At 46.4% G+C, this 16332-nt stretch carries 14 protein-coding genes; 13 read left to right on the top strand and 1 reads right to left on the bottom strand.

The genetic code is table 11. From position 1 onward, the window contains the following. Positions 1-37: 37 nt before the first annotated feature. The 8 genes from rfaE1 to cysM all read left to right on the top strand — a co-directional run bounded on the left by rfaE1 (position 38) and on the right by cysM (position 8768). Positions 38-967 carry a D-glycero-beta-D-manno-heptose-7-phosphate kinase gene (rfaE1, locus tag ICN10_RS02185; RefSeq protein WP_216212061.1) on the top strand — a complete coding sequence of 310 codons (930 nt, stop codon included), beginning with the start codon at positions 38-40 and terminating at the stop codon, positions 965-967. Beyond that, a complete protein-coding gene (gene rfaD, locus ICN10_RS02180) occupies positions 964-1983 on the top strand; it encodes an ADP-glyceromanno-heptose 6-epimerase (protein WP_216212058.1) in 1020 nt (339 codons plus the stop codon). Before rfaE1 ends, rfaD begins: the two co-directional genes overlap by 4 nt. Positions 1984-2096: 113 nt before the next feature. After that, positions 2097-5249: a CHAT domain-containing tetratricopeptide repeat protein gene (locus ICN10_RS10195; protein WP_216212055.1), complete on the top strand. Its 3153-nt coding sequence runs from the start codon at positions 2097-2099 to the stop codon at positions 5247-5249. A 44-nt stretch (positions 5250-5293) separates the two neighbouring features. Continuing rightward, positions 5294-5731: a hypothetical protein gene (locus ICN10_RS02170; protein WP_216212051.1), complete on the top strand. Its 438-nt coding sequence runs from the start codon at positions 5294-5296 to the stop codon at positions 5729-5731. After that, positions 5731-6519: a hypothetical protein gene (locus ICN10_RS02165; RefSeq protein ID WP_216212050.1), complete on the top strand. Its 789-nt coding sequence runs from the start codon at positions 5731-5733 to the stop codon at positions 6517-6519. Before ICN10_RS02170 ends, ICN10_RS02165 begins: the two co-directional genes overlap by 1 nt. Next, positions 6509-7252, top strand: coding sequence for an alpha/beta hydrolase (locus tag ICN10_RS02160; RefSeq protein WP_216212047.1), 744 nt, complete (start codon positions 6509-6511; stop codon positions 7250-7252). The genes ICN10_RS02165 and ICN10_RS02160 overlap by 11 nt, the downstream gene beginning before the upstream one ends. A gap of 134 nt (positions 7253-7386) precedes the next feature. Continuing rightward, the gene (locus ICN10_RS02155; RefSeq protein WP_216212044.1) at positions 7387-7815 is read left to right on the top strand and encodes a helix-hairpin-helix domain-containing protein; all 429 of its coding nucleotides are present in this window, start codon (positions 7387-7389) and stop codon (positions 7813-7815) included. Between the two features lie 41 nt (positions 7816-7856). Further along, on the top strand, positions 7857-8768 hold the full coding sequence (cysM, locus tag ICN10_RS02150) for a cysteine synthase CysM (protein ID WP_216186269.1): 912 nt from the start codon (positions 7857-7859) through the stop codon (positions 8766-8768). On the opposite strand, the gene ICN10_RS02145 is transcribed toward cysM, so the two are convergent. Continuing rightward, positions 8765-10018, bottom strand: a complete 1254-nt coding sequence (locus tag ICN10_RS02145; protein ID WP_216212040.1) for a lytic transglycosylase domain-containing protein — start codon at positions 10016-10018, stop codon at positions 8765-8767. The genes cysM and ICN10_RS02145 overlap by 4 nt on opposite strands. Before the next feature lie 83 nt (positions 10019-10101). On the opposite strand from ICN10_RS02145, the gene ICN10_RS02140 reads away from it, so the two are divergent. The 5 genes from ICN10_RS02140 to ICN10_RS02120 all read left to right on the top strand — a co-directional run bounded on the left by ICN10_RS02140 (position 10102) and on the right by ICN10_RS02120 (position 16314). Beyond that, positions 10102-11022, top strand: coding sequence for a histone deacetylase family protein (locus ICN10_RS02140; RefSeq protein WP_216212037.1), 921 nt, complete (start codon positions 10102-10104; stop codon positions 11020-11022). A gap of 42 nt (positions 11023-11064) precedes the next feature. Continuing rightward, entirely contained in the window at positions 11065-12717 is a 1653-nt protein-coding gene (locus ICN10_RS02135) for an acyl-CoA synthetase (RefSeq protein WP_216212034.1), read from the top strand. Positions 12718-12772: 55 nt separating this feature from the next. Continuing rightward, positions 12773-13528 carry an electron transfer flavoprotein subunit beta/FixA family protein gene (locus ICN10_RS02130; RefSeq protein ID WP_216212031.1) on the top strand — a complete coding sequence of 252 codons (756 nt, stop codon included), beginning with the start codon at positions 12773-12775 and terminating at the stop codon, positions 13526-13528. Then, the gene (locus ICN10_RS02125; RefSeq protein WP_216212027.1) at positions 13529-14464 is read left to right on the top strand and encodes an electron transfer flavoprotein subunit alpha/FixB family protein; all 936 of its coding nucleotides are present in this window, start codon (positions 13529-13531) and stop codon (positions 14462-14464) included. 62 nt (positions 14465-14526) lie between these two features. After that, positions 14527-16314: an acyl-CoA dehydrogenase gene (locus ICN10_RS02120; RefSeq protein WP_216212024.1), complete on the top strand. Its 1788-nt coding sequence runs from the start codon at positions 14527-14529 to the stop codon at positions 16312-16314. Positions 16315-16332: the final 18 nt, after the last annotated feature.

The raw sequence follows: 16332 nt of genomic DNA, 5'->3' as shown, positions 1-16332 counted from the left end.
ATTTAAAAATAAAGATAAAAGCATATAAAGTATCTAAATGGAAAAAGCTAATCGAGAACAGTTTTCTAAAGCCCGCCTACTGGTTGTAGGTGATGTGATGCTCGATCGTTATTGGTTTGGTGACACCAATCGCATCTCTCCAGAAGCTCCTGTACCGGTGGTCCAGGTAGGCAAGATTGATGAGCGCTTGGGTGGCGCTGCTAACGTAGCTCGTAACGTGGCTGCGCTTGATGCGAATGCAACGATTCTTGGAATCGTCGGCAATGATGAGCCTGGCAAGCGTGTAGTGGAATTATTAAAAGCAGGCGGTGTTGATAGTCAATTAGAGATTGATGCTGAAGTCCCAACGATTGTGAAGTTGCGCGTGATTGCTCGCCAACAACAATTGATCCGTTTGGATTTTGAAGAAACCCCCAGTGCAAAAGCGTTGGCTCACAAGTTAGAGCGTTTTGAAAAATTGGTTGGCGATGCTGATGTTGTGATTCTGTCGGATTACGGTAAAGGGGCATTAGGTCAAGTGGCTCATATGATTGAGCAAGCTAGAGCGCAAAACAAAGTGATTTTGGTTGATCCCAAGGGCGAAGACTACGAAAAGTATCGTGGCGCTACTGTTTTAACGCCCAATCGTAGTGAGTTACGCCAAGTAGTTGGCAAGTGGAGTAGTGAAGAAGAGTTAACTAAGAAAGCCCAGGAACTGAGAAAGTCTCTCGACTTGCAAGCATTGCTTTTGACTCGTTCTGAAGAGGGAATGAGTTTGTATACAGATGCAGGCGTAAGTCATGTAAAAGCTCAGGCGCGTGAGGTATTTGACGTATCTGGTGCTGGCGATACCGTGATTGCAACATTGGCCGTGGCCTTGGCTGCTAAATGGCCTTTGGAAAAAGCCATGGCTCTTGCAAACCGTGCGGGCAGCATCGTAGTTGGCAAGCTAGGTACTGCAACCGTTACTTCAGAGGAATTACAGTGACTATTATCGTAACCGGCGCGGCTGGGTTTATTGGCGCAAACATTGTCCAGGCGCTTAATGCGCGTGGCGAGAAAAACATCATTGCAGTTGATGACCTTCGTCCTGCAGATAAATACCGCAACCTTGCGGATTTGGACATCATTGATTACCTCGATAAAGATGAATTTCTGGAGGCATTTAGAAGTGGTCGCTTTGGCAAGGTAAAAGCAGTCTTTCATGAGGGTGCTTGTTCAGACACCATGGAGACCGATGGTATTTTCATGATGGCGAATAACTACCGCTACACCATGGATTTGCTAGACATCTGTACTGAGCAAAAGGTACAGTTGCTTTACGCCTCTTCAGCTGCAACTTACGGCGGCTCAGACGTTTTTGTAGAAAGCCGCGAGCATGAGAAGCCTCTCAATATTTACGGCTACTCCAAGTTCTTGTTTGATCAAGTGATGCGTAAGCGCTTTGCTGAGAAAGCTAATACAGCCCAAGTGGTGGGTTTTCGCTACTTCAACGTATATGGTCCCCGCGAGTCACACAAAGGTCGCATGGCATCTGTTGCGTTTCACCAATACCACCAGTACAAAGCAAATGGCCATGTAAAACTCTTTGGTGAATATGGTGGTTATGGTGCTGGTGAACAAAGTCGTGACTTTGTATCAGTTGAAGATGTAGTGAAGGTAAACCTCTTCTTCCTAGATCATCCAGAAATCAGCGGCATCTTTAATTTGGGTAGCGGTCGCGCTCAACCCTTTAATGATGTTGCTCATGCAGTTGCAAATGCGATGCGTAAGCTTGATAAAGCAGCTCCAGCATCACTGCAAGAGCTAGTAAAAGAAAAAGCGATTGAATACATCCCATTTCCGGATGCGCTCAAAGGAAAATATCAGTGCTTCACTCAGGCTGATCTCACCAAACTCAGGGCTGCCGGCTACTCCGAGCCCTTCCTCAATGTCGAGCAGGGCGTAGGCAGATATATTGAGTGGCTAGAAGCCAATTCTGGTTTCTTGGCTAATCCCTTATAAGCTAAGTTCCAGCATTCTTTTAGCCGCTACATCCTTATAACTAGGTAGTCCCACCTACTACATCCATTGCATTAATGGACTACCATATTGCTTATAAAAACTAGGAGATTCCTGTGCGTAAGCTCTCACTAATTCAATCATTATTATTGTGCTGCACCATAGCGGTGGTGTCGAATCCTTTAATTGCAGCGCCTACTAAAGATGAAGTGGATGTCGAGAATGTAAAGGCTCCTCCCAGAGATGTAAAAGATATATTGCAGATATTGAGCCATACTCGGCAAGATCAAAGCCTTATAGATAAGGCCAAAAAAGTTCTTGCCAAATCTCCGCCATCGACAAATGACTCAAATGCTCTGAATCACTACTACTATCAGCGAGCCGTTGCCGAAACCGCTCTGGAAAACAGCAAAGAAGCTTTAGAGAATTATAGAAAAGCTGCACTCGATTATCCCAGTAGTGATATGGCCATGCAGCTTGATGAAAGAGCGAATTATGCCCAGCAGGAGGCATTAAGGGGCAACCTTGTTCTTGCCAAGAAAACTCTGGAAGATACAAGAGCAATGGTTCCCAATAACCTTGCTGGCTGGAGAATAAGTATTGGGCAAACAATCGTAAACATCTGTTTGCGGATGGGTGACTTTGAGTGCGCTAATAAAGCATTGGCCACCCTTGAAAATGATTACTCAAACTTAATAAGCGTGGCTAGAAATCCGAATTTTATATATAAAACTAACTGGCAGTTGGGTTATGAACGTGCTCGTGGCCGAGTATTTATGTCGGAAGGCAAGTTTATTGAAGCGGAAAGAAGTTTCAAAACCGCTCTTGGCTTAAATAAAACGATCCTTGATAACGTTAAAGATAGTAATAAAGACGCGTTAGATAATGAAGTTAGGGTGTTGCAGGATATTTCAAGTACGCCAAGATACGCTTACGCACAAAGAATTCATTTGTATAACGAAATGGCAAATGCATTTCTGGGACAGCGACGCTTAATGGATGCTGAATATTGGGCCAGGGAGTCTGTTGTATTGGCCATTAATCGTGAGGGGGTAAATTCTGCAAGCACCTGCTTTGCTTTGCTAACCCTCTCAAAAATTATTAGCGAACAAGGTCGCCAAGCCGAGGCGGTTTTATTGTCTCAAGCAGCTCTTAAGGTGGCGCAGCAATCTACAAATTATTCCGCATCACCCTTAATAGCTGCTACCAGAAAGGCATTAGCCACTGCACTGGCTGCAGATGGTAAGTATTTGCCGGCTGATAAGGTCTTTACTGAAATGGTAGAAGGTCTTAAGGGCGATCCAGAAATTGCCTCTCGTTATCAATCTGGTGACCTAGACTGGGCCATCGCTTTGATTAAAACGGGTAAAGCATCTCAAGCTGAAAAAATGACTGCGGACATGCTTTCTAAGGCGGGCGCACGAATGGAAAAGAGCTCTCCGCGTCTTGCAATGATCAGGGCATTTAATGCATCAGCTCTCCAAGTGTCTGGGCAGGGCTCTAGTGCGCTGACTGAATTTAAGCAGTCGATTCCAATTTTGATTGATCAGGCGCGCAATGATTCAGAGAATGCAACCTCAACAATACGTCAAACCCAAAGAATGACTTTTGTTTTGGAGGAGTACTTAGCTTCACTTGCTCAGCAAGCTAAGGCAGACCCCTCCAGCGCTGCTGCTGCTGAAGCCTTTCAAATTGCAGATCTTGCGCGTGGCAGTGGGGTGCAGCGCGCTTTGACTTCTAGCGCAGCACGGGCAAACATTTCTGATCCGCAGCTAGCCTCATTGGCGAGGCGCGAGCAGGATTTACAGCAACGCATTAATACACTCTCTGAGCTTTTAACTGGACTATTGTCTGCACCCTCAGAACAACAACTTCCAGCCGTTCAGGCAAAGATTCGTACAGATATTGCCAGCTTTAAATCTCAACGAGAAGATATTAAAAAAGAGATTGAGCGTAAGTTTCCGGATTATGCTGAGTTGGTTGAACCTAAGCCTGCTTCAGTAGAGCGGGCTCAAAAAGCGCTTAAGCCTGATGAGGTTTTAATCTCTTGGTATTTTGCCGATAACGTGGGGTATGTATGGGCGATCACTAAAGATAAGCCAGTGCAATTTGCTCAGCTATCAGTCGGTCGCAATCAAGTTGCTAAAGAGGTAACTCAGCTTCGTAAATCGCTAGATCCTGGCGTGGCTACGATTGATGAGATTCCGCCATTTGATGTTGCCTTAGCAAATCAGCTTTACCAGCAAGTATTAGCGCCGGTGCAAAGTTCCTTTATGGGTAAAAAGGTCATGCTTACAGTGCCGCATGCTGAGCTTGGGCAGTTACCTTTATCGTTGTTAGTAACTAAGCCAACAGCGCAGCCTGCTAAAGGTGGTGCTACACCATTTAGCGGCTATAAGACTGTGCCATGGCTGACAAGGGATATTGCGGTTGCTCAGGTTCCATCTGTGACAGCATTGACTGCCTTGCGTGCCTTACCAGCTGGTAACCCTAATCGTAAGAACTTTATTGGCTTTGGTGATCCTTACTTCAGTAGCGAGCAAGAGAAGACTGCGCAAAAGCAAGCAAAAGCGACGCAATTGGCAACACGTGGTATTCCGCTGTCTTTACGGAGTGCGCCGAAGACTTCGGGTGTGAGCTCTGCCGAGTTGGCGCTCTTACCCCGCTTGCCTGATACCAGTCTTGAGTTAGAGGAGATTGGTAAAGCGATCGGCGCAGGAGACGGGGATATCTTCTTGCATCAACAGGCTTCCGTGAAGCAAGTGATGTCAACCGACTTATCGAATCGTAAGGTGGTGATGTTTGCTACTCATGGCCTAGTCCCAGGAGAGCTGAATGGCCTCACTCAGCCAGCGCTTGCTTTGTCATCCCCTGATGTCACTGGCGATAAAGATGATGGCTTGCTCACTATGGATAAAGTTATTACCTTGAAATTGGATGCAGACTGGGTAGTGCTGTCAGCATGTAATACCGCTGCTGGTGAGGGTGCTGGCTCAGAGGCGGTATCAGGTTTGGGTAGAGCCTTCTTCTTTGCGGGCGCCAAAGCGCTTTTGGTTTCTAACTGGCCAGTAGACTCAGTAGCCTCGAGAACGATGATGACGGACTTGTTTAGAAATCAACAAAAAGCTCAAGGCACCAGCAAGGCTGAGCTTTTGAGACAGGCTATGTTGAACCAAATTGATCAAGGCGGTATGAAGGAGGGTGGCAGTATGAAGTATGCCTATGCCCACCCCTTGTTCTGGGCTCCGTTCGTGGTGGTTGGAGATTGATTTAAGATCTACCCATTGAGTAACTTTAATTATTAAAGGCTTTTATGAAATTCACTAAAGTATTGTTCGCCTCACTCGTATTAACTGCTTCCCAATTAGCCATCTCTGCACCTTTGATCAGCGCAAAAGAGGCAGCTTTGCCTCCAGCCTCAGGAGCTTTGGCAACTCGAGGAATTTCTCGTGGCCCAGCAATTAAATTAGCGTCTCCTGAAGCTGACACCCCAGTAGTTGCTCCATTTGATTTCAAAGTGAATTTTGAGGCACGTGGTGATGCAAAGATTGATCCCAGTTCAGTAAAAGTCGTATATATGAAGTCACCCTTTGTTGATCTCACCCCTCGTCTTAAAAGTGCGATCTCCGCTAATGGCATTGATTTTGCAAAAGCGGATGTGCCTCCAGGAACGCATACCATCCGCGTGACTGTAAAAGATTCCGAAGGTCGTGAAACAAATTCTGTAATGAATCTAGTAGTAAATAAATAATGAATTGCCCATACTGCCTGTCGGAGGTTTCTGAGGAGGCTCACGTCTGCAAAACCTGTAGTCGTGACCTCTACTTATTTAAGCCGATGATGGCAAAAGTTGCAGATTTGGAGGGCAAGCTTGCAGCAGTTATCAATACTGAGTTTTATGAGCTGCGAATAGCTGAGTTAGAACAGCAACTTGAAGATCAAAATGAGCGGCTTGAGAAAATATCTGCTTTCCAGTGGATGGCGGATATCGCGATATATCTCATTATTCCTCTGGTTTTATTGCTTGTGGCGCACTGGTTAATTGCGGTTGTTTATGACACCAAAATGATTTATTTGCGGATTATTTCAATGGTGTTGCCGCTTCCATTTGCTTATGCTTTATTTAACAAGCATTCACATAAAGTAATGCCCTGGTTTGCGGGCGTTATTTTCTTGGCAATTGCCTCGGTTATTGGTATGAGCTGGATTACCAGCCTAGTTGATCGCTCACCAGTTTGGCCTCAGAATCTTTTTGAATGGAAAGAGGTTTTAGAGTATTCAGCCAGCATTGCATTTAGCTTCTTAACCGGTATGTTGCTTGGTGGTGTTGCATATGCCGCAAAGCAACGTGCTCGTAGGGCTGGCTTAGTGAGTTCAATGATGAAAGTCGCCTCGCTAAATTTTAAAGACGGCGGAGCCTCACTGAAAAATGTCCATGGCTTAATGAAGGCATTGCAGGAATACGGCGGCACCGTCGTGGCTCTAGGAACTACAGCCGTGTCGATTTACACCGGTCTAAAGGGAATCATTGGTAGCTAAGTCTTTATTGGCTGTTTGCTTGTGCTTTGCGGCTGTCACTTCGCAGGCACAAGTATTAGATGTCCCGCATCAGCAAGATGTGCCGACGAGAACATTGCTCGTACCCACACCAAATGCAAAAGCAGTTGTGTTGTTATTTTCTGGGGGCGGCGGTATGTTGCGTCTCAAAGAGGATGGTTTAACCAAAAACCATCACACGTTTGTTCGATCGGCAGATCAGTGGTCTCAATATCAAATTGATGCTGTTCTGGTGGATACTCCATATGACTTAGGAGATATTAAGCGGGGCGATCGTAGAGATGGGGGCGAGCACTTAAGTCGAGTTGGTGAAGTAGTGCAGTTTTATAAAAATAAATTAGGGCTGCCCATTTGGATATTTGGGCATAGTATGGGCACCTCAACTGCTACGCATTTCGTCAATCAACTCAATCAACAATCTAAGTTATTAACTGGCATCATTATTGCTGGAACTGTCAGAACTGCTAGTTTGAGTGATGATGTGAAATTACCGGTATTAGCAATTCATCATGCAAATGACCAGTGCGTAAGTACTCCACCATCCGTTTCTGAAAATATTATTTCATCAAGACCTAAAAATACTGTTTCGCGTCTAGAGATTATTGAGGGTGGTGCCAGCGACGGTAACGTTTGTGAGTCCTTTGCTTATCATGGGTTTAACCAGACTGAGCCTGAGTTTATTAAACGGGCCGCCCAATTTATCTTGAGTCAATAGATGAGGTCATCGTCAGTAATTACTGATTGGTTTGACCGCTCGAGAAGCTAGTCAACCCCTAGTAACCTGAGTCGTTGTACATGATCCACGCACACTTTGTGTCCGTGGATTTTTTATTTTCTAGAGGAGAAAAAATGACTCAATATTTAAAATTAGAAAAACTACAAGGTTTTGTTAGGGCCGTAGCAGTGGCATTAACTTTCTTAACTTCAAGCACAGGCGTGAGCCATGCTTCACCGATTAACGTCAACACTGCCACCCAGTCTGAGTTAGAAAGCATCAAAGGTATTGGCCCGGCTAAAGCGAAGACGATTATTGCTGAGCGTTTAGATGGTGGACATTTTCAGGATGCCAATGACTTGCAAAAACGCGTTCGCGGCATCGGTATGAAATCAGTTGAAAAAATGGTGGATAACGGCTTAACCATTGAAGCCCCAAGCTCTTTTCGGGAGCCCAATGGCCGCACAAAAAAGGAGGGCGGGGCTTCTAGCAGACGCAATTCTCGTAATCAAGCTAGCGGTCGCAATCAGCCGGAGCGTGCGGGAGCAGGTCGCCGAAATTAAACCCTATCGCGTGTAAGGCAGCTTGTGGCTAAAATGGCCTTATGAGCAAACCTTCCTACCTTACTATTTCGCAGACAGTGGGCAATACGCCTTTAGTTCGTTTACAGCGCATCCCTGGTCTGGAAAACGAGAATCGTAACAATGTGATTCTGGGTAAGTTGGAAGGTAATAATCCAGCGGGGTCGGTGAAGGACCGACCTGCGCTGTCGATGATTTCTCGCGCACAAGAGCGTGGCGAAATTAAACCTGGCGACACATTAATTGAGGCAACTAGCGGTAACACTGGTATTGCGCTAGCAATGACTGCAGCGATGCTGGGTTACAAAATGATTTTAGTGATGCCAGAAAATCAAAGCATTGAACGTCGTCAAAGTATGGCTGCCTATGGTGCCGAACTCATTTTGACGGCAGCATCTGGTGGCATGGAGTTTGCGAGGGATTACGCTCTGCAATTGCAGCGAGAAGGTCGAGGCAGATTGCTTGATCAGTTTGCTAATCCAGATAACCCCAGAGCGCATATCGAAACTACTGGCCCAGAAATTTGGCGTGATACCGATGGACAAGTTACTCACTTTGTTTCGGCGATGGGAACTACCGGCACTATTACTGGAGTGTCGACTTATCTGAAGTCTATGAATCCTGCGATTCAGATTATCGGAGCACAACCTGAGGATGGATCGCAAATTCCGGGGATTCGTAAATGGGCTCCTGAGTATTTACCCAAGATCTATCAAGGCGATAAAGTTGATCTTATTGAATACGTATCTCAAGCTGATGCTGAAGAGATGGCGCGTCGTTTGGCTGTTGAAGAGGGTATCTTCTGTGGTATATCTGCCGGCGGCGCCCTAGTGGTCGCCTTGCGCATTGCGCGTCAAGTTGAAAATGCCACGATCGTATTTATTGTCTGCGACCGCGGTGACCGCTACCTATCTACTGGGGTGTTTCCTGCTTAAGTAGATTTAGCCTTTTTCTTTTGGCTTGATTTCTTAGTCTTGGATTTTTCGGTAGCAGCTTTAGCCCCTCCATTTTTGCTTGGGCTTTCTGCTGGAACCACACTTTGATTCTTGTATCCCAGGGCTTCAGAAAATTCAGCAACGCTTTGCGCATAGAAGTAACTGCGGTTGTACTGAACAATCGTCAGAAAATTATTTAAGCCAACAAAATATTGCACTTGATCAGCGCCATCTTTATCAGGGTAGGGCAAGTCAATAATGAAGGCTTTGCTTTGCGGTTCTACGCCACCACTTTGTAGGTCGCCTTGTTGTTTGGTTAGGATGCCCTTATCAATTAATTCCTGCACAGTGAATTTCAATTGCGGCTCGCCATCAGCCAACTGCTTGGCAGCTTCAATTCCATTGACTTGAACTGGAAATGAAATCGGCATGCCTGGTTGCCAGCCATGTTTCTTCATAAAACTGGCTACGCTAGCAATGGCATCTTTCGGACTATTTTTAAGATCGATGCGCCCATCGCCATCGCCATCTACTGCAAAGTTACGTATGCTTCCAGGCATGAACTGCGGCAGACCAATGGCTCCAGCATAAGAACTGTTTTGATTTAAGCAGGAGCTAAAGATTGCACTATTGACACCTTGGCTACTACTTTTGGATGGCAGCTTGCCACCTGCCTCGGTCCAGCAGAGCAAAATCAGTTCTTTGAGTTGATCCTTAAAGAGCTGTTCACGTGCGGGTTTGTTAGGCGTCTCAGGGTAGCTAAAGGCGAGAGTGGAAAGTACGTCTTTCACTCTGAAGTTGCCGGTTTGGCGTCCATAGATGGTTTCGATCCCGATAATGGCCACAATAATTTCGGCAGGAACCCCTGATTCTTGTTCGGTTTGGCTCAAAAAGTCCTGGTTTTGCTCCCAAAATGCCTTGCCAGCCTTGAGGCGGACCGGCTCAATAAAGCGCTTCCGGTATGCCAACCAATTTTTCTTAAAAGTTCCCGATGGGGGTAATACCAGTTTTCGAATCGAAGGAATCGTTTTAACATCAAGAAAGCCCATTTCTAGCGCTGGAAGCGGTATTTCTTGGGTTTGGGAGACTTGTCCGAGTAGTTCGTTGAGGTTTTGGCTAAAACGCGCCTCTGAGGCTGCATCCTCAGTCTGGTTTACGATGGCTTGTTGGGACTTTGTAGGCTGTGTGGGGGCGCTAGAACACGCCGCTAGCGCAAGAGTCAAAAGCAAGAGGGGAATGCGAAAGTTCATGCTGAAGGTATTGGATTTTCGAATATTGAACACGTTTTATCGGATTATAAAAATTATAAATTTGTGATTAAGGATTTTGAGTAATGACAACAGGATACATAACTCATCCAGACTTTCTGAAACATGAGATGGGAAGCCATCACCCAGAGTGTCCAGAACGAATTCAAGCGATTAATGACCAGTTAATTCGTAGCGGCGTTGATCGCCTCCTGCATCACCTAGATGCGCCATTGGCAACCGAAGATCAACTTGAGTTGGTGCATAGCCCTGATCACGTTTCTTTTGTGAGAGAGCGCTCTCCTGAGAGTGGGTATTTCATGCTTGATGGCGACACCATCATGAATCCCCATACCTACAGAGTAGCGCTGAGAGCTGCTGGCGCTGCCATTGCTGGAGTGGATGCCGTAATGAAGGGTGAGGTTGAGAATGTCTTTTGTGCGGTGAGACCTCCAGGACATCACGCAGAACCAACTCGCTCGATGGGATTTTGTTTATTCGACAACGTGGCGATTGCCGCACGATATGCCATGGAAACCTATGGCATAGAGCGTGTAGCGATTATTGATTTTGATGTGCATCATGGGAATGGTACGGAAGCTGCTTTTTTCAATGACCCTAATGTCTTGATGTGCAGCTTTTTCCAGCATCCTTTTTATCCCTACAGTGGTCTTGATCATGCTAACAATATGGTTAATGTACCTTTGCCAGCCTCCACTCGTGGCGATGTAGTCCGCTCGATTGTGGAAGAGAGATGGCTGCCTGCTTTGCGTAACTTTGAGCCAGAGCTCTTGATTATTTCAGCAGGCTTTGATGCTCATCGTGAAGATGACCTTGGTCAGATGGGTTTGGTCGAAGATGACTATGCCTGGATCACCAAGCGCTTAAAAGAAATTGCGAATGATTATGCGCAAGGTCGCATCGTAAGTTGCCTAGAGGGGGGTTACAACCTCTCAGCATTGGGGCGCAGTGTTGTGGCTCACGTTAAGGCGTTAGCAGACATTTAATACAGTAACTGTAACTTAGTAAAACGAAATCGAAAGCTGAAGATGGCAAATATTTATGAACAAGGTTTGGATCGCAATCCAGCCAATTACACTCCAATTACTCCGCTCCTCTTTTTAGAGCGCTCAGCAGAGATTTACCCAAATAAAACCGCCATCATTCATGGCAAGTCGCGCCAGACTTGGCAGCAAACATACGAACGTTGCCGTCGCTTAGCTAGTGCTTTGCAAAAACACGGTATTGGGTTGGGTGATACGGTGGCAGTGATGTTGCCCAATACCCCGCCAATGGTGGAGGCTCACTTTGGTATTCCGATGGCGGGCGCGGTATTAAATGCCCTCAACACTCGTTTAGATGCCGAATCAATCGCATTTATGCTCAATCATGGTGAGGCAAAAGTAGTCATTGTTGATCCGGAGTTTTCAGCTGTTATGAAGAAGGCTTTGGAGATTGCAAAGAAAGAATCAGGCCGTGAATTATTAGTAATAGACGTAGAAGAAAAAGAGTTTGATGTGCCCGGTGAGAAGTTGGGCAAACTGACTTATGAAAAATTCCTGTCTGAAGGTGATCCTAGTTTTGCATGGCAAGTGCCCGCTGATGAATGGCAAGCAATTTGCTTGAACTACACCTCTGGTACTACTGGCAATCCTAAGGGAGTTGTTTATCACCATCGCGGTGCTTCCATCAACGCCGTTTCAAATGTGTTGGACTGGGATATCAATAAGCATCCGGTGTACTTGTGGACATTGCCGATGTTCCATTGCAATGGCTGGTGTTTCCCATGGACCATTGCTGCTCGTGCTGGTGTAAACGTATGCTTGCGTCGTGTGGATGCGCAGCATATTTTTGCAGCTATTAAGGAGCATGGCGTGACCCACTATTGTGCTGCTCCTATTGTTCATAACCTCTTGGTCAATGCGCCTGATGAGCTGAAGGCTGGTGTGCCTGCGGGCGTCAAAGGCTTGATTGCAGGCGCTGCGCCACCTGCATCCATTATTGAGGGCATGGAAAAGTTGGGCTTTGACTTAACTCACGTCTATGGTTTGACTGAGGTTTATGGCCCGGCGTCAGTTTGCGTCAAGCAAGACGAATGGAATGATTTGGATATCGGTGAGCGCGCTCGTTTGAATGCTCGTCAAGGTGTGCGCTATCACATGCAGCAAGCAATTGCAGTGCTAGATCCAGAAACGATGAAACCAGTTCCCGCTGATGGTGAAACTATGGGTGAGATTATGTTCAAGGGCAACATCGCCATGAAGGGTTACTTGAAGAATGAAAAGGCCACTCAAGAAGCGTTTGAGGGTGGATGGTTCCATTCGGGTGACTTAGCCGTGATGAATCCTGATGGTTACGTCAAGATGAAAGACCGTAGCAAAGACATCATTATTTCTGGCGGGGAGAATATTTCTTCTGTTGAGGTGGAAGATGTGCTCTATCGCCATCCTGCAGTGAATGCTGCTGCCGTGGTTGCTAAACCAGATCCAAAGTGGGGCGAAACCCCTTGCGCCTTCCTGGAGATTAAGCCGGGGTCAACAGTAACGCCGGAAGAGATCATTGCCCATTGCAAGCAGCATTTGGCTGGCTTCAAGGTTCCTAGGGCGATTGTGTTCTGCGAGCTACCTAAGACATCGACCGGCAAGATTCAGAAGTTTGAGTTGCGCAAGCAGGCTGGATCTGCCGCCGCTATTGATGTCTAGAGATTGCTCTTCAGGGCGGATAAAATAGATCGTTAACCATTATTGAGAATTCCAAATGAAAATCTTAGTAGCTGTAAAACGCGTTGTTGATTACAACGTCAAAATTCGGGTGAAATCAGATAACTCTGGCGTGGATCTTGCTAACGTCAAAATGAGTATGAATCCCTTTGATGAAATCGCTGTTGAAGAGGCGGTGCGTTTAAAAGAAGCGGGCGTAGCGACTGAAGTGGTTGTAGTGACTGCTGGTGCAACCCAATGCCAAGAAACTCTGCGTACCGCATTAGCTATTGGTGCTGATCGCGCCATCTTGGTTGAGACTGCTCCTGATACCGACTTACAACCTTTAGCGGTTGCAAAGATTCTCAAGGCGCTCTCTGATAAAGAACAGGCGCAAATTATCATTCTTGGCAAACAAGCAATTGATGATGACAGCAATCAAACTGGTCAGATGTTGGCAAGTTTGATGGATATTCCACAGGCAACCTTTGCATCTAAAGTAGTTATTGCTGATGGCAAAGCTACAGTGACTCGTGAAGTCGATGGTGGTTTAGAAACTATTGCGTTGACATTGCCTGCAGTGATTACGACTGACTTGCGTTTGAATGAACCACGTTATGTCACATTGCCGAACATTATGAAGGCCAAGAAAAAGACAATCGATATTGTGAAGCCTGAAGATCTAGGTGTAGATATTGCTCCACGTCTAAAAACAATCAAAGTTGAAGAGCCGCCTAAGCGTAGCGCAGGCGTGATGGTTGCTGATGTAGTAGCCTTGGTAGAAAAACTCAAAAATGAAGCGAAGGTGATCTAAATGGCCGCACTTGTTATTGCCGAACACGACAATCAATCCTTAAAAGCAGCTACGCTTAATGCAGTAGCGGCTGCTTTGCAGTGCTCTCCAGAGGTAGACGTGCTGGTTGCTGGTAGCGGGGCTGATGCCGCCGCAGCTGCAGCAGCTCAAATTGCTGGTGTACGCAAAGTAATTCAAATCGATGCTGCTAATTTAGCTGACCAACTGGCCGAACCTTTGGCTGCGCAGATTCTCTCAATTGCGAATGGCTATAGCCATATCTTGGCTCCAGCAACTGCTAACGGTAAGAATGTCTTGCCAAGAGTTGCCGCTAAGTTGGATGTTGCTCAGCTATCTGACATTACTAAAGTGCTGTCAGCAGATACTTTTGAGCGCCCAATTTACGCTGGTAATGCAATTGCAACGGTGCAATCTGCTGACCCAGTAAAAGTGATCACTGTTCGTACTACTGGTTTTGATCCAGTAGCCTCGACTGGCGGTTCTGCTGCTATTGAGAAAGCGGCAGTCGCTGACAGTAAAGCTCAATCCTCTTTTGTTGGTCGCGAGTTAACCAAGTCAGATCGCCCTGAATTGACTGCTGCCAAGATCATCGTATCTGGTGGCCGTGGCTTAGGCTCTGGCGAGAAGTATCAAGAGCTCATCGCACCTTTAGCTGACAAGCTCGGCGCTGCTTTGGGCGCATCACGTGCTGCGGTAGACGCGGGCTATGTACCTAATGACTATCAGGTTGGTCAGACAGGCAAGATTGTTGCTCCACAGCTCTATATCGCTGTAGGTATCTCTGGTGCCATCCAGCACTTGGCTGGTATGAAAGACTCCAAAGTCATCGTCGCAATTAATAAAGATCCAGAAGCACCGATCTTTGGTGTTGCAGATTATGGTTTGGTTGCAGATTTAAATACCGCGGTTCCTGAGTTAACAAAAGCTTTGGGATAAGTGGCTGGCAGCAATGCTAGTCAAATAATTGAAGTATTCAATTTGAATTAAAAGGAGTTGTAATGCCATATGTAGCCCCAGTGAAAGATATGTTGTTTGTAATGAATGAACTAGCTGGGCTATCAGATGTTGTTGCCTATCCCTCTTATGCAGAAGCGGGTGCAGATGTGGATTTAGCGCCTGCCATTTTGGAAGAGTCTGCTAAGTTCAATCAAGATGTTGTTGCGCCCCTGAACTGGACTGGAGATCAAAATCCAAGCTCATTAAAAGATGGTGTTGTCACAACTACTCCTGGCTTCAAGAATGCCTTTGAGCAATACGCTGCTGCAGGATGGCAAGGTGTTATTCATCCAGCAGAGTTTGGTGGCCAAGGCTTGCCAAAACTGATTTCTACTGCATGTTTAGAAATGGTCAATGCGGCCAATCTCTCTTTTGCCCTTTGCCCATTGCTGACTGATGGGGCTATTGAAGCCTTGTTAACAGCGGCAAGCCCAGAACTTCAGGAGCAATACGTTCCGAAAATGATTTCTGGTGAGTGGACTGGAACAATGAATCTCACCGAGCCACAGGCTGGCTCTGATTTATCGATGGTGCGTTCGCGTGCTGTACCTGAGGGTGATGGTACATACAAGATTTTTGGTACCAAGATTTACATCACCTATGGTGAGCACGATATGGCTAAGAACATTATCCATTTGGTGCTTGCAAGAACGCCTGATGCACCTGAGGGTGTAAAGGGGATTTCTTTATTCGTAGTTCCTAAGTTCTTAGTTAATGCTGATGGTTCATTAGGTGAGCGCAATGATGTGCAGTGTGTTTCCATTGAGCATAAGCTTGGCATCAAGGCCAGCCCAACTGCAGTGCTGCAATTTGGAGATCATGGCGGCGCAATCGGCTACTTGGTTGGTGAAGAAAACCGTGGCCTGGAATATATGTTTGTCATGATGAATGCAGCTCGCTTTGCAGTAGGTATGCAAGGTGTTGCAGTAGCAGAGCGCGCTTATCAAAAGGCTGTTCAATACGCAAAAGACCGTGTTCAAAGCCGCGACTTAGCTGGCTCTCCTGGCCCTGTAGCGATTATTCATCAACCTGATGTGAAGCGTATGTTGATGACAATGCGTGCTTACACAGAAGCATCACGCGCCTTAGCTTATTACGCTGCTTCTGCCTATGACGCGCAGCACGCAGCGCCTGATGAGGCTGTACGCAAAGCAAACCAGGCTATTTATGAATTCTTAGTACCGATCGTTAAGGGCTTCTCTACAGAGATGTCGATTGAGGTTGCCAGCTTAGGCGTTCAGGTTCATGGCGGTATGGGCTTTATTGAAGAGACCGGCGCTGCCCAGCATTATCGCGATGCCCGCATCTTGACGATTTATGAGGGCACCACTGCCATTCAGGCGAATGACTTGGTCGGCAGAAAAACCGTACGTGATGGCGGCGCTATTGCAAAAGAACTTTCCCAAAGAATTGCTGCTACAGAAAAAGATTTAGCTGCTAGTGGTTCAGCGGATGCTAAAGCGGTGCTCAAGCAACTTACTTTAGCTCGTGCTGCATTCGAGCAAGCTGTAGCCTATATCGTGGCAAATGCTAAGACTGATATCAAAGCGGTCTACGCCGGCAGCTTTGCCTACCTACGCTTATCTGGTTTAGTGTTGGGCGGTTGGCAAATGGCTAGAGCACTCTTAGCAGCTGAGCGTTTGCGTGACGGAGATCCAAGTTTCTATGATGCAAAAATTGCTACAGCGCGTTTCTTTGCAGAGAACCTCATGCCTCAGGCGCAAGCCCTAGCCACATCGATTGTGGAAAGCGGACACTCTACTAATGCTTTAGAAGTGGAGCAGTTCTAGAGAGTCTTAAAAGAGAAT

The sequence above is a fragment of the Polynucleobacter sp. 86C-FISCH genome, assembly GCF_018882415.1.
Taxonomy (GTDB): Bacteria; Pseudomonadota; Gammaproteobacteria; order Burkholderiales; family Burkholderiaceae; genus Polynucleobacter.
Note: the sequence above shows the minus strand (reverse complement) of the source record. Positions and strands in the feature narration are given on the sequence as shown.